The 21,752-nt window shown below is 70.2% G+C and carries 18 protein-coding genes and 1 tRNA gene; 2 read left to right on the top strand and 17 right to left on the bottom strand.

Going from position 1 to position 21,752, the window contains the following annotated elements:
- Positions 1–86 precede the first annotated feature (86 nt).
- Entirely contained in the window at positions 87–527 is a 441-nt protein-coding gene (locus tag OF819_RS17610) for a hypothetical protein (RefSeq protein ID WP_267244510.1), read from the bottom strand.
- Positions 528–1,133: 606 nt separating this feature from the next.
- On the opposite strand from OF819_RS17610, the gene OF819_RS17615 reads away from it, so the two are divergent.
- Positions 1,134–1,421: a hypothetical protein gene (locus OF819_RS17615; RefSeq protein ID WP_267244511.1), complete on the top strand. Its 288-nt coding sequence runs from the start codon at positions 1,134–1,136 to the stop codon at positions 1,419–1,421.
- An 80-nt stretch (positions 1,422–1,501) separates the two neighbouring features.
- On the opposite strand, the gene OF819_RS17620 is transcribed toward OF819_RS17615, so the two are convergent.
- The 15 genes from OF819_RS17620 to OF819_RS17690 form a co-directional block, all read right to left on the bottom strand.
- Complete coding sequence (locus tag OF819_RS17620; RefSeq protein ID WP_267244512.1) at positions 1,502–2,875, bottom strand: MraY family glycosyltransferase; 1,374 nt, start codon at positions 2,873–2,875, stop codon at positions 1,502–1,504.
- Between the two features lie 94 nt (positions 2,876–2,969).
- Complete coding sequence (gene glyA, locus OF819_RS17625) at positions 2,970–4,262, bottom strand: serine hydroxymethyltransferase (protein WP_267244513.1); 1,293 nt, start codon at positions 4,260–4,262, stop codon at positions 2,970–2,972.
- A gap of 457 nt (positions 4,263–4,719) precedes the next feature.
- On the bottom strand, positions 4,720–5,367 hold the full coding sequence (locus tag OF819_RS17630; protein ID WP_267244514.1) for a protein-tyrosine-phosphatase: 648 nt from the start codon (positions 5,365–5,367) through the stop codon (positions 4,720–4,722).
- Positions 5,364–6,011 (bottom strand): L-threonylcarbamoyladenylate synthase, encoded by a 648-nt coding sequence (locus OF819_RS17635; RefSeq protein WP_267244515.1) that lies wholly within the window; start codon positions 6,009–6,011, stop codon positions 5,364–5,366. The genes OF819_RS17630 and OF819_RS17635 overlap by 4 nt, the downstream gene beginning before the upstream one ends.
- A 61-nt stretch (positions 6,012–6,072) precedes the next feature.
- Complete coding sequence (prmC, locus tag OF819_RS17640; protein ID WP_267244516.1) at positions 6,073–6,918, bottom strand: peptide chain release factor N(5)-glutamine methyltransferase; 846 nt, start codon at positions 6,916–6,918, stop codon at positions 6,073–6,075.
- A gap of 129 nt (positions 6,919–7,047) precedes the next feature.
- A complete protein-coding gene (prfA, locus tag OF819_RS17645) occupies positions 7,048–8,121 on the bottom strand; it encodes a peptide chain release factor 1 (protein ID WP_267244517.1) in 1,074 nt (357 codons plus the stop codon).
- 115 nt (positions 8,122–8,236) lie between these two features.
- Positions 8,237–8,461: a 50S ribosomal protein L31 gene (gene rpmE, locus OF819_RS17650; protein ID WP_267244518.1), complete on the bottom strand. Its 225-nt coding sequence runs from the start codon at positions 8,459–8,461 to the stop codon at positions 8,237–8,239.
- 205 nt (positions 8,462–8,666) lie between these two features.
- Positions 8,667–9,761, bottom strand: coding sequence for an LCP family protein (locus OF819_RS17655; RefSeq protein WP_267244519.1), 1,095 nt, complete (start codon positions 9,759–9,761; stop codon positions 8,667–8,669).
- 220 nt (positions 9,762–9,981) lie between these two features.
- Positions 9,982–12,114 (bottom strand): transcription termination factor Rho, encoded by a 2,133-nt coding sequence (gene rho / locus OF819_RS17660; protein ID WP_267244520.1) that lies wholly within the window; start codon positions 12,112–12,114, stop codon positions 9,982–9,984.
- Positions 12,115–12,508: 394 nt separating this feature from the next.
- Complete coding sequence (gene thrB / locus OF819_RS17665) at positions 12,509–13,426, bottom strand: homoserine kinase (RefSeq protein WP_267244521.1); 918 nt, start codon at positions 13,424–13,426, stop codon at positions 12,509–12,511.
- Positions 13,427–13,863: 437 nt separating this feature from the next.
- Entirely contained in the window at positions 13,864–14,925 is a 1,062-nt protein-coding gene (thrC, locus tag OF819_RS17670) for a threonine synthase (protein WP_267244522.1), read from the bottom strand.
- A 6-nt stretch (positions 14,926–14,931) separates the two neighbouring features.
- The gene (locus OF819_RS17675) at positions 14,932–16,221 is read right to left on the bottom strand and encodes a homoserine dehydrogenase (protein ID WP_267244550.1); all 1,290 of its coding nucleotides are present in this window, start codon (positions 16,219–16,221) and stop codon (positions 14,932–14,934) included.
- 100 nt (positions 16,222–16,321) lie between these two features.
- Positions 16,322–17,713, bottom strand: a complete 1,392-nt coding sequence (lysA, locus tag OF819_RS17680) for a diaminopimelate decarboxylase (protein WP_267244523.1) — start codon at positions 17,711–17,713, stop codon at positions 16,322–16,324.
- 33 nt (positions 17,714–17,746) lie between these two features.
- The gene (gene nrtL, locus OF819_RS17685; RefSeq protein ID WP_267244524.1) at positions 17,747–18,724 is read right to left on the bottom strand and encodes an ArgS-related anticodon-binding protein NrtL; all 978 of its coding nucleotides are present in this window, start codon (positions 18,722–18,724) and stop codon (positions 17,747–17,749) included.
- A gap of 55 nt (positions 18,725–18,779) precedes the next feature.
- Positions 18,780–19,262 (bottom strand): response regulator, encoded by a 483-nt coding sequence (locus OF819_RS17690; protein WP_267244551.1) that lies wholly within the window; start codon positions 19,260–19,262, stop codon positions 18,780–18,782.
- 116 nt (positions 19,263–19,378) lie between these two features.
- On the opposite strand from OF819_RS17690, the gene OF819_RS17695 reads away from it, so the two are divergent.
- Positions 19,379–19,450: transfer RNA gene (locus OF819_RS17695), tRNA-Arg, on the top strand.
- Between the two features lie 114 nt (positions 19,451–19,564).
- Here OF819_RS17695 and OF819_RS17700 read toward each other — a convergent pair.
- Positions 19,565–21,289, bottom strand: a complete 1,725-nt coding sequence (locus tag OF819_RS17700) for a recombinase family protein (RefSeq protein ID WP_267244525.1) — start codon at positions 21,287–21,289, stop codon at positions 19,565–19,567.
- Positions 21,290–21,752 lie beyond the last annotated feature (463 nt).

The raw sequence follows: 21,752 nt of genomic DNA on the forward strand, positions 1-21,752 counted from the left end.
CAGCTCAGATGCCCGCGCCCGCAGTGCCGCAGTTGGCACCGGACGATAGCAGGATCTCGAACGAGCACTTATCCCGGCCCTACCTGTCACGACGACAGGCCCGTCTTCTCACCGGCAGGAGGCGCGGAGGGTTCGGGTTCGACGTAGAGAATCTTGGCCTTCATATAGGCACGGGCCTGGGCCGCCACCCAGGCGAGCGTCGCAGCGACGATCGTTGCGGCAAAGACCTTGGGATCGAAGAGGGTCGTGTCCTTGAAGACGGCGACGAAGACGAACAGCAGCAGAAGCTGTGTCGTGTAGAGCATCAGCCCCATCGCCTGGAACAACTGGGGGAAGCTCTTGGCGGTCCGCTGGAGGACGACGAGCCCGATCCCCATGAAGACGATGACCACCAGCGCCCCGACGACCGCTCCGAGCGCTCCCTTGCCCCCCGCGACCACCCCGCCGACGACGGCTGCGACCGCGCCGACGGCAGCGGTGGGTAGAACGGTGTGCAGGAGAGTCCGGGCGTCTTGGGACGTCGGCATGGCGGCAGCTCCGCTTACTGGTGGGGGCAGTGGTGTCGTCATGGACGAGCGTAGATCCGGTCCGAGGCAGATCTCGGGGCCAGTGGACCGTCGCACTACGGTCCTTCGGCGCTGTCTCCGGTTCTCGTGAACGGTATCACAAACTATTTGATGAGGTCTTTACCCACTGGGTGTGCCGACTGTCACACATGAGAGTGAGCATGCACAAACTTGCAGCGCCGCGAGCAAAATCTCTGCTATTGGCCCGGTTCACCCCCCTCCTCGAACCCGAACGAGCGACACCTAGCCATGCAGTTGTTTCGATCAAGCCAATCCATGCACCCGAGACCGACCGCACGATGTCCAGGGAATCGCCAGCTCACACAGGACGTCCGCCTACCTGGAATGCGTCGCTCCGAGTGTCCGCTCGGCCACTGTTCGGTTGACGCACCTCTCCCAGGCATCGCAGGATCACCATGAGCATCAGCAAGGGAACTGGCGTTCGACACCGTCAACCACCGTTGCTTGGTGCAAATTCGGTCTGACCAACCACAAGGAGCACAGATGGCTAGGAAGCGTTCAGCGTTCTTAAGCGTCACGACTGCAGCCACTTTGCTGGCCGGAGGGATGCTCGCCGCCACCGCAACACCTGCGGCAGCAGCTCCCTCGTCCGCGACGGCTGTCTCCTGCGGGACCACGATCAAGCGTCTGCCCAACGGGGGCGGGGTCTTCCCCAACAAGAAGTGGGACATCTACTACCGCAACTGCAGCAGCAAGGCGGTGAAGAAGCGGGTGGACATCGCACGGGGGCGTGACACCCCCTGCTCCACCATCAACGCGGGGGCCACGAAGAAGTGGCACTTCGAGACCGGTCACTTCGGCATCGATTACCCGCGCAGCGTCGTCAGCTGCTGACATCTGACGAACTGAGTCGTTCGGCCGCCATCGGCAAGGCGGCCGAACGACTCTTGCGTTGACGGCGCGAGCCGACGTGCCTACTTCCTCACGTTGCTGGTCGTAAAGCGCGAACGGGGGCCGATGGCCGTCGCTCCGTTGACGCCCGAGACGCCGACGGCCACCGGGACGCGTTCCCCGTCGTCCTCCTGGGCGTCCTGGACATCCTGAGCGCCCTGGGCCGCGCCGGCCGAGGGCTCGTGCGGGAGCGAGGCCGCAGGCTGCGGGGCAAGGGCCCGGCGGCGGTAGCGGGGCGGGACGAAGGACTCCGCCCAGCGCGGGGCGCGCGGGGTGAAGCGCGGCAGGAGCAGCAGGACCAGGCCCACCGCGCTCAGGGCGACGACGAGCAGGACGATCCACATCGACGCCGAGTGGACCGAGTACGCCACGACGCCGAAGGCGATCAGCGCCGACCAGAAGTACATGATCAGAACGGCCCGGCTGTGCGAGTGGCCGATCTCCAGCAGCCGGTGGTGCAGATGGCCGCGGTCCGCGGCGAACGGCGACTGACCCTTCCAGGTGCGGCGCACGATCGCCAGCACCAGGTCGGCCACCGGGATCGCGATGATGGTCAGCGGCAGCAGCAGCGGAATGAAGACCGGCAGCGCCGCGTGCGTGGCCTCGCGGGTGCCGCCCTCGAAGATCTTCAGGGCGTCCGGGTCCACCTGTCCCGTCACCGAGATCGCGGCCGCCGCCAGCACCAGGCCGATCAGCATCGAGCCTGAGTCGCCCATGAAGATCCGCGCGGGGTGCATATTGTGCGGCAGGAAGCCCAGGCACATGCCCATCAGGACCGCCGTGAACAGCGTCGCGGGCGCGGCCGCCTCGATCATGTACCCGAACCAGATCCGGTACGAGTAGAGGAAGAACGCCGCCGCGGCGATGCAGACCATGCCGGCCGCCAGCCCGTCCAGACCGTCCACGAAGTTCACCGCGTTGATGGTGATGACCACCAGCGCCACGGTCAGCAGCGTGCCCTGCCACTGCGTCAGCGAGACCGTGCCGACGCCCGGGATCGGCAGCCACAGGATCGTGAGGCCCTGCATCACCATCACACCCGCGGCGATCATCTGCCCGCCGAGCTTGATCAGCGCGTCGATCTCGAACTTGTCGTCGAGGACGCCGATGATCCAGATCAGGGCCGCGCCGGAGAGCAGCGCACGCGGCTCGTTGGACAGCTCGAAGACGCCGTTGAGGTTCTGCAGATGGTCTGCGACGAGCAGCCCCGCGCACAGGCCGAAGAACATGGCGATCCCGCCGAGCCGGGGCGTGGGCTCCCGGTGCACGTCCCGCGCGCGGATCTCCGGCATCGCGCCGGTGGCGATGGCGAACTTGCGCACCGGCCCGGTGAGCAGATACGTCACCGCGGCCGTGACACACAGTGTCAGCAGGTAATCACGCACGGGCTGCCCCACAGGAATCGCTGGCCATCTCAGCCCCACACCCTAGCTCTGGTCGCCCCATGGATGAGGACAACCGGAGCCGGGCAGCCGGTTGCACCGCCTCCGGCTACCCCGGATAGGGGGGAAATCTACCGGCCAGCTCGCGGACCTCCGTACGCACCCTTCTGATCGACTCCCCGCCCTCTCCGTTCCCCTCCCTGACGGCCGCGGCGAACAGCGCGGCGACACGCGCCATTTCGGTCTCCCGCATGCCCTGGGTCGTCACGGCGGCCGTGCCCAGGCGAATGCCGCGCCCTCCGTCCCCGTACGGCAGGGCACAGGTGTCGAGCACCAGGCCCGCCGCGGCGAGCCGGCCGCGGGCCGTTCTGCCGTCCACCCCGAGCGGGGCCGGGTCGACGACGACGAGATGGGTGTCCGTACCGCCGGTCAGGACCTCCAGGCCCTCCGCGGCGAGCGCGTCGGCCAGCACGCGCGCGTTGGCGACCACCTGATGGGCGTACTCCGTGAACGCGGGTGTTGCCGCCTCCCCGAAGGCGACGGCCTTCGCCGCGATCGTGTGCATCTGCGCGCCGCCCTGGGTGAAGGGGAAAACCGCCCGGTCGATCCTCTCCGCGAGATCCGCCCCGCACAGGATCATCCCGCCGCGCGGCCCGCGCAGCACCTTGTGCGTGGTCGCGCAGACGACGTCCGCGTACGGGACGGGGCTCGGGGCCGCGCCGCCCGCGACCAGCCCCATGGGATGGGCCGCGTCCGCGATCAGGCAGGCGCCCACCTCGTCCGCGATCTCCCGGAAGGCGGCGTAGTCGGGGTGCCGGGGGTAGGAGATCGAGCCGCAGACGATCGCCTTGGGCCGGTCGCGGTGGGCCAGGGCGTTGACTTCCTCGTAGTCGATGAGACCGGTCTCGGCGTCGACGCCGTACCCGACGAAGTCGAACCAGCGGCCGGAGAAGTTGGACGGCGAGCCATGAGTGAGATGCCCGCCGTACGCCAGCCCCATGGCGAGCACGGTGTCGCCGGGCCGCAGCAGGGCAGCGTAGGCCGCGAGCACGGCGGAGGAGCCGGAGTGCGGTTGCACATTCGCATGCTCGGCCCCGAAGAGGCCCGCGGCCCGCTCCACGGCGATCCGCTCGGCCGCGTCGACCAGCTCACAGCCGCCGTGGTGACGGGCGCCCGGATACCCCTCCGCGTACTTGTTCGCCAGCGGCGAGCCGAGCGCCGCCAGCACGGCCGGCGAGGTGAAGTTCTCCGCGGCGATGAGCTGCAGCCCTTCCGCCTGCCGGGCCGTCTCCCCCACGATCACCTCACCGATCTGCGGGTCCTGCCTGCGCAGCGCCTCGAAGTCCGCGGGAGCGGGGGCGTGGGCGGCGGATGCGGCGGTCGCCGCGGCGGTCACCGGCATGGGGGGCTCCCGGCGTGGACGGTGCGGTTCCGGCCTCTCCAATGTAGGCCGAGGGGGGCGGGGGCCGCCTGGTGTCGGCGGGGTGTGTCTTCCCCTCCCCGCCCCTTCCCGCAACTGGGGCTCCACCCCCAGACCACCCTCCGGGGGGAGGAGCCTGCGGGGCTGCCGCCCCGCGCCCCCCGTACGGCCTTCGGCCGTGTCCTCAAACCCCCAGACTCCGTCCGGGGGACCCCCAACGGAGGTGCCCCCAGGAGAAGCCCCGTACGGGCTCGATTTGGCTGCGCCAGACTCCATCCCCGCCGGCGCTCAAGGCGCGGGGACCAGACTCCATCCCTGCCGGCGATTGAGGCGCGGGGACCAGAAACCAGCCCCGCCGGCGATTGAGGCGCGGGGACCAGAAACCAGCCCCGCCGGCGATTGAGGCGCGGGGGTGCGGGGGCGGAGCCCCCGGAAAGGGTCAGCCGCGCTCCGCGACCCCCGTCAGCGCCGTCACCACCGGGTCCAGCGCCTGCTGGATCTCGTCGCCGATCGAGCGGAAGAACGTGATCGGCGCACCGTACGGATCGTGCACCTCGTCCGCGTCAGGGTTCGGCGCCAGCAGCCACCCCCGCAGCGCCGCCGCGGCCTGCACCAGGGCGCGGGCGCGCTGCACGACGCCGTCGCCGGGGTCGGGCAGGGTGGCGGGGTCTATGGCCCGGACCAGCCGGGTGAACTCCTTCAGCGTGAAGGTGCGCAGTCCCGCGGAGTGCCCCATGGAGATGACCTGCGCCCGGTGGTCCCGCGTCGCGGTGAGGACGAGATCCGCGCGGATCACATGCTCGTCCAGCAGCTCCCGCCCCGTGAAGCCGCTCGCGTCCGCACCGAAGTCCGCGAGCACGATCTCCGCGTTGGCCTCCATCGGGGCCCCCTCGTGCCCCCAGGTGCCCGCGCTCTCCACGATCAGGCCGCCGGCCAGGGGGTCGCCCAGGCGGTTGCTCAGGGCATGCCGGGTCAGCCGCTCGGTGATCGGCGAGCGGCATACATTGCCGGTGCTGACGTGGAGGATTCTGAACGTGTCGCCCGTGGCGACCGCCGCACCTATGCCACGCCCCTCAGGGGCGGTCAATTCGCCACCTCGAGGTCGGGTACGACCTTGCGCAGCTCCTCCGGGGTCAGCGCGCCCTCGCGCAGCAGCACCGGGACGTCCCCGGTCACATCGACGATCGAGGACGGCACGATGCCGGGCGTCGGCCCTCCGTCGAGGTACACGGACACGGAGTCGCCGAGCATCTCCTGGGCCGCGTCGCAGTCCTCAGGGGCCGGGTGCCCGGTCAGATTCGCGGAGGAGACGGCCATCGGGCCGACCTCGGTGAGCAGTTCGATGGCGACCGGGTGCAGCGGCATGCGGATGGCCACGGTGCCGCGGGTGTCGCCGAGGTCCCACTGGAGGGACGGCTGGTGCCGGGCGACCAGTGTCAGCGCACCGGGCCAGAAGGCGTCGACCAGCTCCCACGCCTGCTCGGAGAAGTCGGTGACCAGCCCGTGCAGGGTGTTCGGCGAGCCGATCAGCACGGGGGTGGGCATATTGCGGCCCCGGCCCTTGGCGTCCAGCAGATCGGCCACGGCCTCGGAGCTGAAGGCGTCCGCGCCGATCCCGTACACGGTGTCGGTGGGCAGCACGACCAGTTCGCCGCGCCGTACGGCCGACGCCGCCTCGCGCAGGCCGGTGGCGCGGTCGGTCGCGTCGTTGCAGTCGTATCGCCGAGCCATCAGCCGGCCCTCCTCATGTCGTTCGCATCGGTCATTGCAGTCAGCAGAAGAACGGGGGACGTCACGGCATCGCCTTGCGGGCCGTGGCGAACCGCGGGCGGTTGTTCAGGTCCGGGTGGTCCGCCGCATCCGCCCAGCCGCTCTCCTCGTTGAAGATCCACGGCACCTGGCCGCCCTGGGTGTCCGCGTGCTCGACGACCACCAGGCCGCCCGGGCGCAGCAGCCGGTGGGCGGTGCGCTCCAGGCCCCGGATGACGTCGAGACCGTCCTCTCCGGAGAACAGCGCCATCTGGGGGTCGTGGTCCCGTGCCTCGGGGGCGACATACTCCCACTCGGTGAGCGGAATGTACGGCGGATTGGAGATGACGAGGTCGACCTGGCCGTCCAGCTCGGGCAGCGCGGCCAGGGCGTCGCCCTGGTGGACGGTGACGCGGGAGCCCTCGGCGTTCTTGCGGGCCCACTTCAGCGCGTCCTCGGACAGCTCCACGGCGTGTACGCGCGAGCGGGGCACTTCCTGCGCCATGGCGAGCGCGATCGCGCCGGAGCCGGTGCAGAGGTCGACGATCAGCGGTTCGACGACGTCCATGGCGCGGACGGCCTGTATGGCCCAGTCGACGACGGACTCGGTCTCGGGGCGCGGTACGAAGACCCCGGGGCCGACCTGGAGTTCCAGATAGCGGAAGAAGGCGCGGCCGGTGATGTGCTGGAGGGGCTCACGGGCCTCACGGCGGGCGACGGCCTCCCAGTAGCGGGCGTCGAAGTCCGCGTCCTTGACGGCGTGCAGCTCTCCCCGCTTCACACCGTGCACAAACGCGGCGAGCTCCTCCGCGTCGAAACGCGGCGAGGGCACGCCGGCGTCGGCCAGCCGCTGGGTGGCCTGGGCCACCTCGGCGAGCAGCAGGTTCACGCTGTTCCCTCCAGCACGTGCCAGTCGTTGCGCTGCTTGTTGCGCTGTGTGCTGCGCTGTTCGTCGCGCGTTGCGCGGCGCGTTGTGCAGCGCTTTGTGTTGCCGCGCGTTACCGCGCGTCGTTGCCCGTCACTGCGCGGCGGCGAGCTTCGCCGCGGCGTCCGCGTCGACGCAAGCCTGGATGACCGCATCCAGATCGCCGTCGAGCACCTGGTCAAGGTTGTACGCCTTGAAGCCGACCCGGTGGTCCGAGATCCGGTTCTCCGGGAAGTTGTACGTACGGATCTTCTCGGAGCGGTCCACGGTGCGCACCTGGCTGCGGCGGGCGTCGGCGGCCTCCTTCTCGGCCTCCTCCTGCGCCATGGCGAGCAGCCTGGAGCGCAGGATACGCAGCGCCTGCTCCTTGTTCTGGAGCTGGCTCTTCTCGTTCTGGCACGAGGCTACGACGCCGGTCGGCAGATGGGTGATGCGCACCGCCGAGTCGGTGGTGTTGACCGACTGGCCGCCGGGCCCGGAGGAGCGGTAGACGTCGATCCGCAGATCGTTGGCGTTGATCTCGACGTCGACCTCCTCGGCTTCCGGGGTGACCAGCACACCGGCCGCGGAGGTGTGGATACGGCCCTGGGACTCGGTGGCGGGCACCCGCTGGACGCGGTGCACCCCGCCCTCGTACTTCAGCCGTGCCCAGACGCCCTGGCCCGGCTCGGCGGCCGCGCCGCGGCTCTTCACCGCGACCTGGACGTCCTTGTAGCCGCCCAGCTCGGACTCGGTGGCGTCGATGATCTCGGTCTTCCAGCCGGCGCGCTCCGCGTAGCGCAGATACATCCGCAGCAGATCGCCGGCGAACAGCGCGGACTCGTCGCCGCCCGCGCCCGCCTTGACCTCAAGGATGACGTCCTTGTCGTCGCTGGGGTCGCGGGGCACCAGCAGCAGCCGCAGCTTCTCGGTCAGCTCCTCGCGGCGCGCTTCTAGCTCCTTGACCTCGTCGGCGAAGTCCGGGTCTTCGGCGGCCAGTTCACGCGCCGTGCCGATGTCGTCCCCGGTCTGCTTCCAGGAGCGGTACGCGGCCACGATCGGGGTCAGCTCGGCGTAGCGCTTGTTCAGCTTGCGCGCATTGGCCTGGTCGGCGTGGACCGAAGGGTCGGCGAGCTTCTTCTCGAGGTCGGCGTGTTCGCCGACCAGTTCCTCGACCGCCTCGAACATCGGGGGCTCCTGATGGGGATGACGCGACTAGATGACGCGAAAGGGGCTGTAGGACGCCAAACGCCGGTCCCGGCCGCCCCGCGTAGGGGCAGCCGAAGACCGGCGCAGTGGCTCGCTACTTCTTGGCGGAGCCGGCGGCCTTGCCGAAGCGGGCCTCGAAGCGGGCCACACGGCCACCGGTGTCGAGGATCTTCTGCTTGCCCGTGTAGAACGGGTGGCACTCGGAGCAGACCTCGGCGCGGATGGAACCGCCTTCGATCGTGCTGCGGGTGGTGAACGCCGCGCCGCAGGTGCAGCTGACCTGGGTCTCGACGTACTCGGGGTGGATGTCGCGCTTCAAGGTGTCTCCTAGATTCGGGAGGGCGCCGGGTCGCACGCGCGGGATGCGGGTGCGTGAACCGGAGCCGACGTACCAGTCTGCCAGTACTGGCCGCATCTGACCAAAACCGGGGGCGGCCCCCGTCTATTCCGGCCCGCGCGGGCCGGGGTTTCCGGCTCCGCCGTGCGATCGCCCGGTTACCCGGAGGTCACCGGTTAACCGGAGGTCATTGGACGACGTCCGCGGCCTGCCCGGTCGCGGCGTCCTTCGTGACGGAGGCGGGGATCGGCTTGTCCTGCTTGAGGGCCGTCCAGACCTGCTGGGAGGCGGTGAGCAGCGGCACCACGCGGTTGGGGTCGACGGTGTCGTACTGCACCGGCAGCGTGATCATCTGGATGTCGTCCGCGCCGAGGCCGGCCAGGGACCTGGCGAAGCCGGTCAGCGCGTCGACCGAGTCGAGTTCCGAGTCGGGCGTGATGGCCTTGGTGGCGGTGTCGGCGAGGTCGAAGAGCTTCTTCGGGCTGGTGAAGACGCCGACGGACTTCACCTGGTCGACGAGGGCTTTGATGAACGCCTGCTGGAGCTGTATTCGTCCCAGGTCGCTGCCGTCGCCGACGCTCTTGCGGGTGCGTACGAGACCGAGGGACTGCTCCCCGTCGAGGGTGTGGGCGCCCGGCTGGAGGTCGAGATGGCTCTTGCCGTCCTTGATCGGCCGGGTGGTGGTGACCTCCACCCCGCCGAGTTCGTCGATGAGCTTCTTGAAGCCGGTGAAGTCGACCTCGATGAAGTGGTCCATGCGGATGCCGGACATGGTCTCCACGGTCTTCACGGCGCAGGCCGGGCCGCCGACCTCGTACGCCGTGTTGAACATGGCGCGCGGCTGGGCGGGGACGCTTGTGCCCTTGGCGTCGGTGCACATGGGCCTGGTGACCAGGGTGTCGCGGGGAATGGAGACGACGGATGCCTTCTTATGGCCCTCGTAGACATGGACGATCATCGCGGTGTCGGAGCGTGCGCCGCCCTCGTCCGCGCCATATGCGGAGTTGGCGCCGGAGCGTGAGTCGGAGCCCAGGACGAGGATGTCCATGGAGCCGTTGTCGACGTCGTCGGGGCGGTCGCCGCCGAGGGCGGCGTTGATGTCGACGCCGTGGATGTTGTCATTGAGGGTGAAGTAGACATAGCCGAGGCCGGAGCCGCCGATCAGGGCGATTCCGGCCGCGGACCAGGCGAGGAGCGTCAGCGCCCGGCGGCCTTTGCCGGGCGGCTTGCGGCGTTTGCCGCGGCTGCGTATTCGACTTCCGCTGCTGGTCTGGTCGGCCATGGTCTCCTCGGTTCGTCTCGCTGACTCGTCTGCTGGCGCGGCTTGCGTCCCTTTCGTCCCCCCGCCGTAGTCAGACGGGGCAGCGGGGCGAAGGGTTGCACGGCGCAGGTGAGAACTCACTGAGAAACAAGCCGGGGAAGACAGGGAGGCCGGGAAACGCCTCGCGCCCACCGCGTACGCGGTGGGCGCGAGGCGTTTGCGCTTCGACGAACGGCTGCCGTCAGTCGTTGCCGTTTCCGGCGGACGGCGTCGTCTTCTGGATCTGCAGCAGGAACTCCGCGTTGGACTTCGTCTGCTTCATCTTGTCGAGCAGCAGCTCGATCGCCTGCTGCTGGTCGAGCGCGTGCAGCACCCGGCGCAGCTTCCAGACGATGCCGAGCTCCTCGCCGCCGAGCAGGATCTCCTCCTTGCGGGTGCCGGACGCGTCCACGTCCACCGCCGGGAAGATGCGCTTGTCGGCGAGCTTCCGGTCGAGCTTGAGCTCCATGTTGCCGGTGCCCTTGAACTCCTCGAAGATCACCTCGTCCATGCGCGAGCCGGTGTCGACCAGCGCGGTGGCGAGGATCGTCAGCGAGCCGCCGTCCTCGATGTTGCGCGCGGCGCCGAAGAAGCGCTTGGGCGGGTAGAGCGCGGTCGAGTCGACACCGCCGGACAGGATGCGCCCGGAGGCGGGGGCCGCCAGGTTGTACGCACGGCCCAGGCGGGTGATCGAGTCCAGCAGGACGACCACGTCGTGACCCAGCTCCACCAGGCGCTTGGCGCGCTCGATGGCCAGCTCGGCGACGGTGGTGTGGTCTTCGGCCGGGCGGTCGAAGGTCGAGGAGATGACCTCGCCCTTGACCGACCGCTGCATGTCGGTGACCTCTTCCGGACGCTCGTCGACGAGGACGACCATCAGATGGCACTCGGGGTTGTTGTGGGTGATCGCATTGGCGACCGACTGCATGATCATGGTCTTGCCGGTCTTCGGCGGGGCCACGATCAGACCGCGCTGGCCCTTGCCGATCGGCGACACCAGGTCGATGATCCGCGTGGTCAGCACGCCGGGGTCGGTCTCCAGGCGGAGCCGGTCCTGCGGGTAGAGCGGGGTCAGCTTGTTGAACTCCGGGCGGCCGCGGCCCGATTCGGGCGCCATGCCGTTGACGGAGTCCAGGCGGACGAGCGCGTTGAACTTCTCGCGGCGCTCGCCTTCCTTGGGCTGGCGGACCGCTCCGGTGACATGGTCGCCCTTGCGCAGGCCGTTCTTGCGGACCTGGGCGAGGGAGACGTAGACGTCGTTCGGCCCGGGCAGATAGCCGGAGGTCCGGATGAAGGCGTAGTTGTCGAGGATGTCCAGGATGCCCGCGACGGGGATCAGGACGTCGTCCTCGGACAGCTGCGGCTCACCGGCGAAGTCGTCGCGGCCGCGACGGCCACGGCGGTCGCGGTAGCGCCCGCGGCGGCCGCGGCGGCCGCCCTGGCCGTCCTCGTCGAAGTCGTCCTGCTGACGGCCCTGGCGGCCTTCGCCCTGCTGCTGGCGGCCCTGGCCGCCGCCCTGCTGGCCGCCGCCCTGCTGGTCGTCGCCCTTGCCGCGGCGGCCCCGGCGGTCGCGCTGGCCGCGCTCGCCACGGCCCTGGCGGCCGTCGCCGCCTTCCTGGCCGCCGCCGGCGGTGTCGGCCTGCGTGTCCGGCCTGGTCTCCGTCTGGGTGGCGGCCTTCGCCTCGGTCCTGGTCTCGGTGCGGACGTCCGTCCTGACGTCGACGGCGGTGTCCACGCCGCCTTCGGCGCGCGGCTCGCCCTTGGCCTCCGGGCTGCCCGCCTGTGCGGTGGCCCGGCGACGGCGGCGCTCGCCGGCCGGCTGGTCGTCGCTGGCCGGCTGACCGGGGATCTCGATCTGCTGCTGTGCGACGGCCTTCTCGGCCCGCTCGGAGGCCGCGGCGGCGGGCTCGGGCGTCTCGGCCTTCCCGGCCTTGCCGGCCTTCTCGGGCTTCTCTGCCTTCTCCGGCTTCTCGGCCTTCTCCGGGGCGGCGGCCTTCTCGGCGGCCTCGCCGGTGCGCGCCTTGGACGTGGCGCGCCGCTTCGGCTTGGCCGGGGCCTCGCCCGTGCCTGCCTCGGCGGTCTTCGGCGCGGCGGCTCCTCCGGCTGCCTGCGCCTCCTTGATGACCTCGATCAGCTGGCTCTTGCGCATCCGCGCCGTGCCCCTGATGCCGAGGCCGGACGCGACCTGCTGCAGCTCGGCCAGGACCATGCCCTCGAGGCCGGTGCCGGAGCGGCGGCGCCGTGAGGTGGTGCCGGAGGCAGCACCTGCGGCGGGCGCGGAGTTGTCGACATTGTTGTCGGCGCTCACGCCCATCAGATCGGTGGTGTCGCTCACGAAGGGTCCTTCCCTGGAGCGGACGTCGGCCTTCTGGCTCGGCGACCGGTTGTGCTGTCCGACCGCGGTCCTTGGTGGTGCAGACCGTGTCGGGGCGGTGGTCCCGCCGGGGATTTCGGCGGAAGAGATATACGTGCAAGGTCCGGCCCGAGGTCCCGCTGCGCTGCCCTGCGGCGGGAAGCGAGGGGTGTCGTGCCGGTTCCGGAGCGTGCTCGAAACTGCTCAGGCAGGCTGCTCAGGCAGTTGGGGAGGCTCCCGGAAGAAGGGTGGTCCCGAGAGGGGACGCACAGCACCGTGTCGCGATGACGACGGTTGCAGACTTGAGGTTAACACTACCGGCTCCAACAAACATTCCCCCTCTCCATCACCGGCAATCACGTGTCACTGCGTGGCCCTATGGGGCAAGCGGCAGAACACTCGCTCCCGCGGCGTCGAAGGTGAGCCGGTTGGCCGCCCATCCCTCGCCCGCCAGCCGTGCGACCTTGTCGGCCACACCGTCCTCGGCCAGCGCGAGCACCGTGGGGCCCGCGCCGGAGATGACCGCGGGCACCCCGTCGGCGCGCAGTCTGCCCACCAGGGCGGCGCTCTCGGGCATGGCCGGGGCGCGGTACTCCTGGTGGAGCCGGTCCTCTGTGGCGGGCAGCAGCAGCTCGGGGCGTCTGGTCAGCGCCTCGACGAGCAGGGCCGCCCGGCCCGCGTTGGCCGCGGCGTCCACATGCGGGACGGTGCGCGGCAGCAGTCCGCGGGCGGTCTCGGTGAGGAGGGGCTTGCTGGGCACGAAAACCACCGGAACGACGGAATCCGCGGGATCCATCCTGATGGCCCGCGCGGCGCCGGCGTCCGTCCAGGCGAGCGTGAAGCCGCCGAGCAGACAGGCGGCCACATTGTCGGGGTGTCCCTCGATCTCGGTGGCCAGCTCCAGCAGCGCGGCGTCGTCGAGCCGTGCCTCGCCCCCTATCGTCACCGCGCGGGCGGCGACGATTCCGGCGCAGATGGCCGCGGACGACGAGCCGAGACCGCGTCCGTGCGGGATGCGGTTGGCGCAGACGACCTCCAGGCCGCGCGGCTGCCCGCCGAGCAGGTCGAACGCGGTGCGCAGGGAGCGTACGAGCAGATGGTTCTCATCGCGGGGCAGCGTCCCGGCGCCCTCGCCCGCGATGTCGATGTGGAGGCCGGAGTCGGCGACCCGGACGACCACGTCGTCGTACAGCCCCAGCGACAGGCCCAGGGCGTCGAAGCCCGGGCCGAGGTTGGCGCTGGTGGCGGGGACGCGCACCCGTACGGCGGCGGCGCGGAACGCTGGACCGGCCATCGCTCGACGTCTCTCCTTGGTTCGGCTCTGAGTGGTTCTGGGAGTGATTCTGAGTAATTCTGGGTAATTCTGCGTGCTGCTGCGTACTTCTACGGTCTTCTGATGACTTCTGCGTGACGGCGACTGCGAGAGGGAGGGAGTGCCAACACCCGCGGCCCGTCGTGACGGCAGGGCCTGCGACGGACGAGGCCCGGACGACGACAACGGCGGCAACGACGGCATCGCCGCGGCATATGCGGCGGGGTGGCCTCGCTACAGCCTATCGAAGGAAGGTTCTGCGGCGACATAGGGCGCACAGGAGGCGCACGATGCGTGTCGCGAGCCTGCTGTGCCCCTACGTACGCCGTTGTCCGGGTTGCCAGTCTTCGAGGGACCGGTTCCAGGTCATTTCCAGTCCCTTTCGAGCCAAAAACAGCTCCCGGAAACTCTCCGACCGATCAGATCAGGCCGAGGTGTTGCGCGGCCGTGGCGGCGTCCACCGGAACCGTGACAGGCTGCGGCGCACCCGCGACCGCCCAGTCCGGGTCCTTGAGGCCGTTCCCGGTCACGGTGCAGACGATGCGCTGCCCCGGGTCCACCTTGCCCTGCTCGGCGGCCTTGAGCAGACCGGCGACCGAGGCGGCGGAGGCGGGCTCCACGAAGACGCCCTCCTGTGCGGCCAACAGCCGGTAGGCCCGCAGGATCTCGCGGTCCGTCACCTCGTCGATGAAGCCGCCCGACTCGTCCCGGGCCGCGAGCGCGTACTCCCAGGAGGCCGGATTGCCGATGCGGATGGCGGTGGCGATGGTCGACGGGTCCTTGACCACCTCGCCGCGCACGAGGGGCGCGGAGCCGGCGGCCTGGAAGCCCCACATCCGGGGGGCGTGGGTCGCGGACTTGTCGGCCGCGTACTCCGTGTAGCCCTTCCAGTACGCGGTGATGTTGCCGGCGTTGCCGACGGGCAGCACATGGATGTCGGGAGCGTCGCCGAGCGCGTCGACGATTTCAAACGCCGCGGTCTTCTGCCCCTCGATACGGACCGGATTGACCGAATTGACCAGCGCGACCGGGTAGTTGTCGGACAATCCACGGGCGAGATCGAGACAGTCGTCGAAGTTTCCGTCGACCTGGAGGATGCGGGCGCCGTGCACGAGCGCCTGCCCCATCTTGCCGAGCGCGATCTTGCCCTGCGGGACGAGGACGGCGCAGACCATGCCCGCCCGCACGGCGTACGCGGCGGCGGAGGCGGACGTATTGCCGGTGGAGGCGCAGATGACCGCCTTCGCACCCTCCTCCTTCGCGCGGGTGATCGCCATCGTCATGCCGCGGTCCTTGAAAGACCCGGTGGGGTTGGCGCCCTCGACCTTGAGGTGCACCTCGCAGCCCGTGCGCTCGGAGATGACCTGCGCCGGCACGAGCGGTGTGCCACCCTCACGGAGCGTGACGACCGGCGTGGTGTCCGTGACCGGGAGCCGGTCCCGGTACTCCTCGATGATGCCGCGCCACTGGTGGGTGCTCATGGGTGTTTACTCTCCTTCAACCCGCATGATGCTGGCGACACCGCGTACGGTGTCGAGCTTGCGCAGCGCCTCGACGGTCCCGGAGAGGGCGGCGTCGGGCGCGCGGTGGGTGACGACGACGAGAGACGCCTCGCCGTCCTTGCCCTGCTGCCGAACAGTGTCGATGGACACTCCGTGCTCGGCGAAGACCGTGGCGACCTGCGCGAGCACGCCGGGCTTGTCGGCCACGTCCAGGCTGATGTGGTAGCGCGTGACGACCTCGCCCATGGGGCTCACGGGCAGCTGGGTGTACGCGGACTCGCCGGGCCCGGTCGACTCGGCCAGCCGGTTGCGGCAGACGGCGACCAGGTCGCCCAGGACGGCCGAGGCGGTCGGCGCGCCGCCGGCCCCGGGGCCGTAGAACATCAGCTGTCCGGCCGCCTCCGCCTCGACGAAGACCGCGTTGTACGCCTCGCGCACGGAGGCGAGCGGGTGGCTGAGCGGGATCATCGCGGGGTGGACACGGGCGGTCACCGACCGTCCGTCGGCGGCCCGCTCGCAGATGGCGAGCAGCTTGACGGTACAGCCCATGCGGCGGGCGGAGGCCATGTCGGCCGCGGTGACCTCGGTCAGCCCCTCGCGGTAGACGTCGTCGAGGCGTACGCGGGTGTGGAAGGCGATCCCGGCGAGGATGGCGGCCTTGGCGGCGGCGTCAAAGCCCTCGACGTCGGCGGTCGGGTCGGCCTCGGCGTACCCCAGGGCGGTGGCCTCGTCGAGCGCCTCCGAGTATCCGGCGCCGGAGGAGTCCATCCGGTCCAGGATGAAGTTGGTGGTGCCGTTGACGATGCCGAGGACCCGGTTGACCTTGTCTCCGGCCAGGGACTCGCGCAGCGGCCTGATCAGCGGGATGGCGCCGGCGACCGCGGCCTCGAAGTACAGGTCGCGGCCGTGCTGCTCGGCCGCGGCGTACAGCGTCGCGCCGTCCTCGGCGAGCAGGGCCTTGTTGGCGGAGACGACGGACGCGCCGTGCTCGAAGGCGGTGGTGACGAGCGTACGGGCCGGCTCGATGCCGCCGATGACCTCCACGACGACGTCGAGGTCGCCGCGTTTGACCAGGGCGGTCGCATCGGTGGTGATCAGCGCCGGGTCGATGCCCTCCCGCACCTTGGAGGGGCGGCGCACGGCCACCCCGGCGAGCTCCACCGGGGCGCCGATGCGCGCGGCGAGGTCGTCGGCGTGCGTCGTCATGATGCGCGCCACCTCTGAGCCGACCACTCCACAGCCCAGCAGCGCCACCTTCAGCGGACGCGTACGCATCATCCGACCTCGTTTCTCACTTCAAGCATGAATGCGATCCAGTCTCACGCACTGGATGAGAGTTTCTATCCTCGGTCCAGATCGCGAGACATCTATTTCATCATCCGACGTCGAGACGGAGCAGATCGTCCTCGGTCTCGCGCCGCACGATGACACGCGCCCGGCCGTCCTTGACGGCGACGACGGGCGGGCGCAGAGCGTGGTTGTAGTTGCTGGCCATGGAGCGGCAGTACGCGCCGGTCGCGGGCACGGCGAGCAGATCGCCCGGCGCCACGTCGGCCGGCAGGAACGCGTCCTTGACCACGATGTCGCCACTCTCACAGTGCTTGCCGACGACCCGGCTGAGCATGGGCGCGGCGTCGGACGCACGGGAGACCAGGGAGACGCTGTACTCCGCGTCGTACAGGGCGGTGCGGATGTTGTCCGACATGCCGCCGTCGACGCTCACATACGTCCTAAGGCCCGGCAGCGGCTTGACCGTGCCGACGCGGTAGAGCGTGAACGCGGAGGGCCCGACGATGGCCCGCCCCGGCTCGACGGAGATGCGCGGGGTGCGCAGCTTCGCGGCCTCGCACTCCCGGGCGACGATCTCGCGCAGCGCCTTGGCGATGTCGTGCGGCTCCTTGGGGTCGTCGTCGGAGGTGTACGCGATGCCGAGGCCGCCGCCCAGGTCGATCTCGGGCAGCTCGACGCCGTGCTCGTCCCGTACCCGCGCGAGCAGCTGCACCACCCGGCGGGCGGACACCTCGAATCCCGCCATGTCGAAGATCTGCGACCCGATGTGCGAGTGGATGCCGATGAGCTCCAGGCCGTCCAGCTTCAGCGCCCGCCGCACGGCCTCGGCGGCCTGCCCGTCCGCGAGGGCGATCCCGAACTTCTGGTCCTCGTGGGCGGTGGCGATGAACTCGTGGGTGTGCGCTTCGACGCCGACGGTGACGCGGATCTGCACACGCTGCCGCTTGCCCTGCTCCTGGGCGATATGCGCGACGCGGACGATCTCCTGGAAGGAGTCGAGGACGATGCGCCCGACGCCGGCGCTCACGGCCCGCTCGATCTCCTCCTGCGACTTGTTGTTGCCGTGGAAGGCGATCCGCTCGGCGGGCATCCCGGCGTCCAGGGCGGTGGCGAGCTCCCCGCCGGAGCAGACGTCGAGGTTGAGCCCCTCCTCGGTGAGCCAGCGCACGACGGCGCGCGACAGAAACGCCTTGCCCGCGTAGAACACATCGGCGTCCGGCCCGAAGGCGTCCGCCCAGGCCCGGCAGCGGGCCCGGAAGTCGGCCTCGTCGAGGAAGTACGCGGGCGTGCCGAACTCCTCGGCGAGCCGGGTCACTTCCATCCCGCCGACGGTGACGACGCCGTCCTCACCGCGCCGCGCGGTCCGGGACCAGACCTTCGCGTCGAGGGCGTTGAGGTCGGCGGGCGGGGCGGTGTAGTGCCCTTCGGGAAGGACGTCGGCGTGACGGGGCCCGGCGGGGTGCGCGGATCGGCTCATCTGTCTCTCTCTTACCGCCGTTGCATACGGCTGTTACACGTATTCGGGTGCGCTGAGGCCGAGGAGTCCGAGGCCGCCGGCCAGCACCGTCCCGGCGGCTTCGGCGAGGGCGAGCCGGGAGCGGTGGGCGGCCGAGGGTTTCTCGTCGCCGCGGGGCAGCACGGTGTGCTGGAACGCGAGCAGGGCGTCGGCGAGCGCTTCGAGATGGCGGGCGAGCCGGTCGGGGGAACGGAGGCGGGCGGCGGAGGCGAGGACGGCGGGGTAGTCGCGGATGCCGCGGCCGGCGTCCGCGCAGCGGGCGTCCTCTTCGTACGCCTCGTACCGGCTGGCAAACCCCAGCTGAGCGGCGCCGCGGGTGAGGGCGCGGGCGCGGGAGGCCGCGTACCGCACCCGGAACAGCCCACTGGCTTCCGTCTGAACGAGCACGTTCCCCGGCCGGGGCGGATCACCGGGGGCGGCCCGGAGGAGCGCCCAGCGCCCCGCGTCCTCGCCGAGCCGCTCCAGCAGATCCTGATCCTCCACGCCCCGGATGCGGACGGCCTCCCCGCCATCGCGGATCTCGGCGCGGGCGCCCTGGCTGCGGAGCAGGTTCACCAGGGTCTCCGCCATCACGCGGGCACGCAGCTCCGGCTCGTCTCGGAGGACGACGGGCTGCCCGGAGAGGGCGTCGCCGTACCCGTACCGCGCTCCTTGCGCGCGGACGCGCCGCAGCAGCTCGGGAAGGGTGCCGCCGCCCAGGGTGAAATTGAGGAACCCGCCGCCGGTGATGTGCACGGCCTCGATACCGGGACTGCCCCCCAGCCGTGACCGCAGCACCTCCGCCACCTCACGCGGCTCCTTCCCCGCAGGGCCGGCCAGCCGGAGGGCGACCCCCGAGGCATAGTCGCCGCGGCCGCCGGGACGGGAGGCCTCGATCTTGACGCTGTCGGGAACGGCCACCTGCAGGGCACCCTCGTCGACCGCCCGGCGCACGGCGTGCAGGACGGTACGGGAGAGCTCAGCGGGGGTCACGGGACAAGCGTATGGGAGGCAGGGGGGTCAAACGCGAACTGGTTTCGCAATGCGGTCAGCCCCGGGCGCTCCCCGCCCGCCCGGCCCCATGCCTGTCGTCGACGGACGGCGGACCCTCCCGGTGCGCCAACTGCCGCACTATCCGCACCAACTCGGCCGGCTCAAACGGTTTCGCAAGAAACGCGTCCACCCCGGCGACAAGCCCGGTCTCCACCTCGTACTGCGTACAGGCACTGATGATCGCCAAGGGCAGCCGCCTGGTCCGCGGATCATCCCTGAGCCGCGCCGCGGTCCGCAGCCCGTCGAGCCGGGGCATCACCACATCCAGCGTGACCACATCCGGCCGCACCTGATGCACCACCTCCAGGCACTCGGCACCATCGGCCGCGGTCACGACCTCGAAGCCCTCCAGCTCGAGGTTGACCCTGATCAGCTGCCGAATGACCCGGTTGTCGTCGACAACGAGCACCCGCCCGGACGCGCCTGACACAACTCGAGAGTAGGTCTCCGGGGCGCCCTGCGTCCGGGTTTTCCCCACTTCCACCCCCGCGGGCCTACCCCGCACCCCCTCCGTCCCACCGGAAATACCTGTTCACAGCCACCCTCCCGGAGCTGGTAGTGTTCTACCCGTCGCCGCGCAGAAGCGCAGCGCACGCCCCCGTAGCTCAGGGGATAGAGCAACGGCCTCCGGAGCCGTGTGCGCAGGTTCGAATCCTGCCGGGGGCACTCGAAAGATGGGAACGGACGCGTCGGCTTTGCCGGGATCGTCCGCCCCGAGTGCCATGATCGGGTTCCAGCACCTCGGTGCGGGAACCCGATTTTTTGTTCCACGGCTCCAGCTCACGGGTGACGGACACCAGTCCGTCCACCATGTGCCCCGGGATCGTCACCCGGAGGGTGATCTCTTCGCGGGGGCGGCTGTAGCGGACCTCCAGACCGAAGGCGGCGTAGAGGCGGCGCTGGATCTTCTCCGGGACGAGAGAGAGGTCGACGTCGAGGTGCGGGAGGGCGTCCAGCAGGGCTGAGGGGTCGACGGCGTCGTCGGTGGCCGGCAGGGCCTTGAGTTGAGCCAACTGCTCGGCAAGGGCTTTGCGTTGTGCGCCCAGTGTCGCGTGTTCCTGGCGGACGGCGTCGCGGAACTCCTTTCTCCTGCTCCGGATCGAAGACGGCGTCCTGCTCGTCGTGCCCCGTGCCGTCGGCGAGCGTGCGGATGAGGCGGGCTTGGCGCTGGCTGATGGCGCTGATGGCCTGTTCCAGGGCGGCGCGCTCCTGGGCGACGCGGGCTCCGGTGTCGTCCCCGGGCTGTGCGGCTTCGAGCGCGGCGCTGAGATAGCTGTGTCGGTCGGGGCCGAGGATCCGGGTAGCGAAGAAGCGGGAGATGGCGTTGATCAAGGTCTCTTCGCGGATCCACAGACTCTTGGGATGGTCGGGGAACCACGGCCGATCGCGATGTTCGTTCGGATCGGGCTGGCAGGCGTAGTACGAGATCTGGTGACGGGCCTTGCCGAACATGCGGCGATCGCAGATGTCGCAGGTGACGTACGACCGGAGTACGTAGGAGCGCTTGGTGGCCGGGTGCGTGTTGGGCGCGTCCGTGCTCCGCGAGCCTTGGCGGCTCTTGCCCATGGCGGACACAGTGTCGAAGAGCTCTTTTGTCACGAGCGGCTCGTGGGTGGGCTGCGGGGACCACACCCAGTCCTTCGGATCGTTGTTCCGGCCGCCCTTCTTCGTCGAGCGCCGGTTCCAGACCTGGTAGCCGGTGTACTTGGGGTTGCGCAGGATCTCGCGTACGGCGGACCCGCTCCAGCGACCGAGAGCCATCTCCGGACGGGTCGGTTCCGGCGGCGGGTAGGCGACGAGATCCAGGTTGAGGCGGTCGGCGATCGCGTCGTATCCGAGCTTGTCCAGTCCTCGGAGCTGGAAGATGCGGGTCACCGCCGGTGCTCGCTGCGGGTCGGGGACAAGGCGGTGCTTGGTACGGCCCTCGGCTCGGCGTGCAGGGACGGGATGGGGGACTTTCTCTGCGAGGTAGCCGTACGGGGGCTTGCCGACATTCCAGCCCTGGGAGACGTGCTCGATGAAACCGTCCCAGGACAGCTCCAGCATCTGCAGCACATACCACTCGGACACAGCCTGCTTGACGCGGCGGGTGAGCGTGGGTGTGGCGCGCTTCGCCCTCGGGCCGGTGATGATCGGCTCATCGGCGGCACACAGGGCCACTCCGGCCTGTTCCAGCTCGTACTCGATCTTCGTGCCGAAGTAGGTGCGGCGGGCGACGCGCTCGATGGACTCGCAGATGACGGCCGCGAAGCGACGATCCGGACGCTGGGCCTCCGTCAGAAGATCGGCAACGCTACCGTCGCGAGGGATCGGAATGTTGAACTGCTGGTGTGCCTGGGACTTGCCGCGCTCGCGCAGCTCCTTGCGGCCGGACTCGACGTCGTAGAAGTGCGCCACGATCACCCAGCCCGGCGGCAACGCGGCTCGGGCATTGCGGAGCTGCCGGGGCAGGGAGAGCGTGGGGTCCTGGGCGTCTTCGGTGGAGGTTCGGCCGAGCCATGCCACCGGGACGGTTACCGGGAGCGCTGTGGCGTCCGGAATGCCGTCTGGGGACCATGGGCGGCCAGGTACTGGGGGCGCCCAAGGCGGGGCGTTGGATGAGGTGCCGGGCATGGTTGTGCCTCTCCCATGGACTGGGCTCGGAGACTCAAGCCTGGCCACGTCCCGGCGGGGCATTGTGACGGGCGCACAGCCACTCCAGCACCTCGCGGATCGCGGCGCCCTGGCGTCGGGCCAGCGCGTGAGCGTCCTCGCCACGGACGACGACGTATTCCACGACCAACCGCGGCCCCTCGGCTGAACAGGGCGGCTGGGGGGTGGCGCGGACGGTCGTCGACCATGGACGCTCCGACTCGGCGACGTCGTCAAGGCCGCGATCTTGAGCGTGATCGTCGGGCGGTGAAGGGTGCATCATCACTCGCCTCCCTGGCATGAACCAGGAGGTTGCGGTGCGGAGAGATGAGTGGTG

The sequence above is a fragment of the Streptomyces sp. PR69 genome, assembly GCF_026420845.1.
In the GTDB taxonomy this organism is placed as follows: domain Bacteria; phylum Actinomycetota; class Actinomycetes; order Streptomycetales; family Streptomycetaceae; genus Streptomyces.

What these genes read in the sequence shown, in the direction of transcription:
- prfA (WP_267244517.1), bottom strand. Translation starts at nt 8,121, where the DNA reads ATGTTCGAGGCGGTCGAGGAACTGGTCGGCGAACACGCCGACCTCGAG.
- OF819_RS17675 (WP_267244550.1), bottom strand. Translation starts at nt 16,221, where the DNA reads ATGCGTACGCGTCCGCTGAAGGTGGCGCTGCTGGGCTGTGGAGTGGTC.
- OF819_RS17610 (WP_267244510.1), bottom strand. Translation starts at nt 527, where the DNA reads ATGCCGACGTCCCAAGACGCCCGGACTCTCCTGCACACCGTTCTACCC.
- lysA (WP_267244523.1), bottom strand. Translation starts at nt 17,713, where the DNA reads ATGAGCCGATCCGCGCACCCCGCCGGGCCCCGTCACGCCGACGTCCTT.
- OF819_RS17655 (WP_267244519.1), bottom strand. Translation starts at nt 9,761, where the DNA reads ATGGCCGACCAGACCAGCAGCGGAAGTCGAATACGCAGCCGCGGCAAA.
- thrB (WP_267244521.1), bottom strand. Translation starts at nt 13,426, where the DNA reads ATGGCCGGTCCAGCGTTCCGCGCCGCCGCCGTACGGGTGCGCGTCCCC.
- OF819_RS17615 (WP_267244511.1), top strand. Translation starts at nt 1,134, where the DNA reads ATGCTCGCCGCCACCGCAACACCTGCGGCAGCAGCTCCCTCGTCCGCG.
- glyA (WP_267244513.1), bottom strand. Translation starts at nt 4,262, where the DNA reads ATGCCGGTGACCGCCGCGGCGACCGCCGCATCCGCCGCCCACGCCCCC.
- thrC (WP_267244522.1), bottom strand. Translation starts at nt 14,925, where the DNA reads ATGAGCACCCACCAGTGGCGCGGCATCATCGAGGAGTACCGGGACCGG.
- OF819_RS17635 (WP_267244515.1), bottom strand. Translation starts at nt 6,011, where the DNA reads ATGGCTCGGCGATACGACTGCAACGACGCGACCGACCGCGCCACCGGC.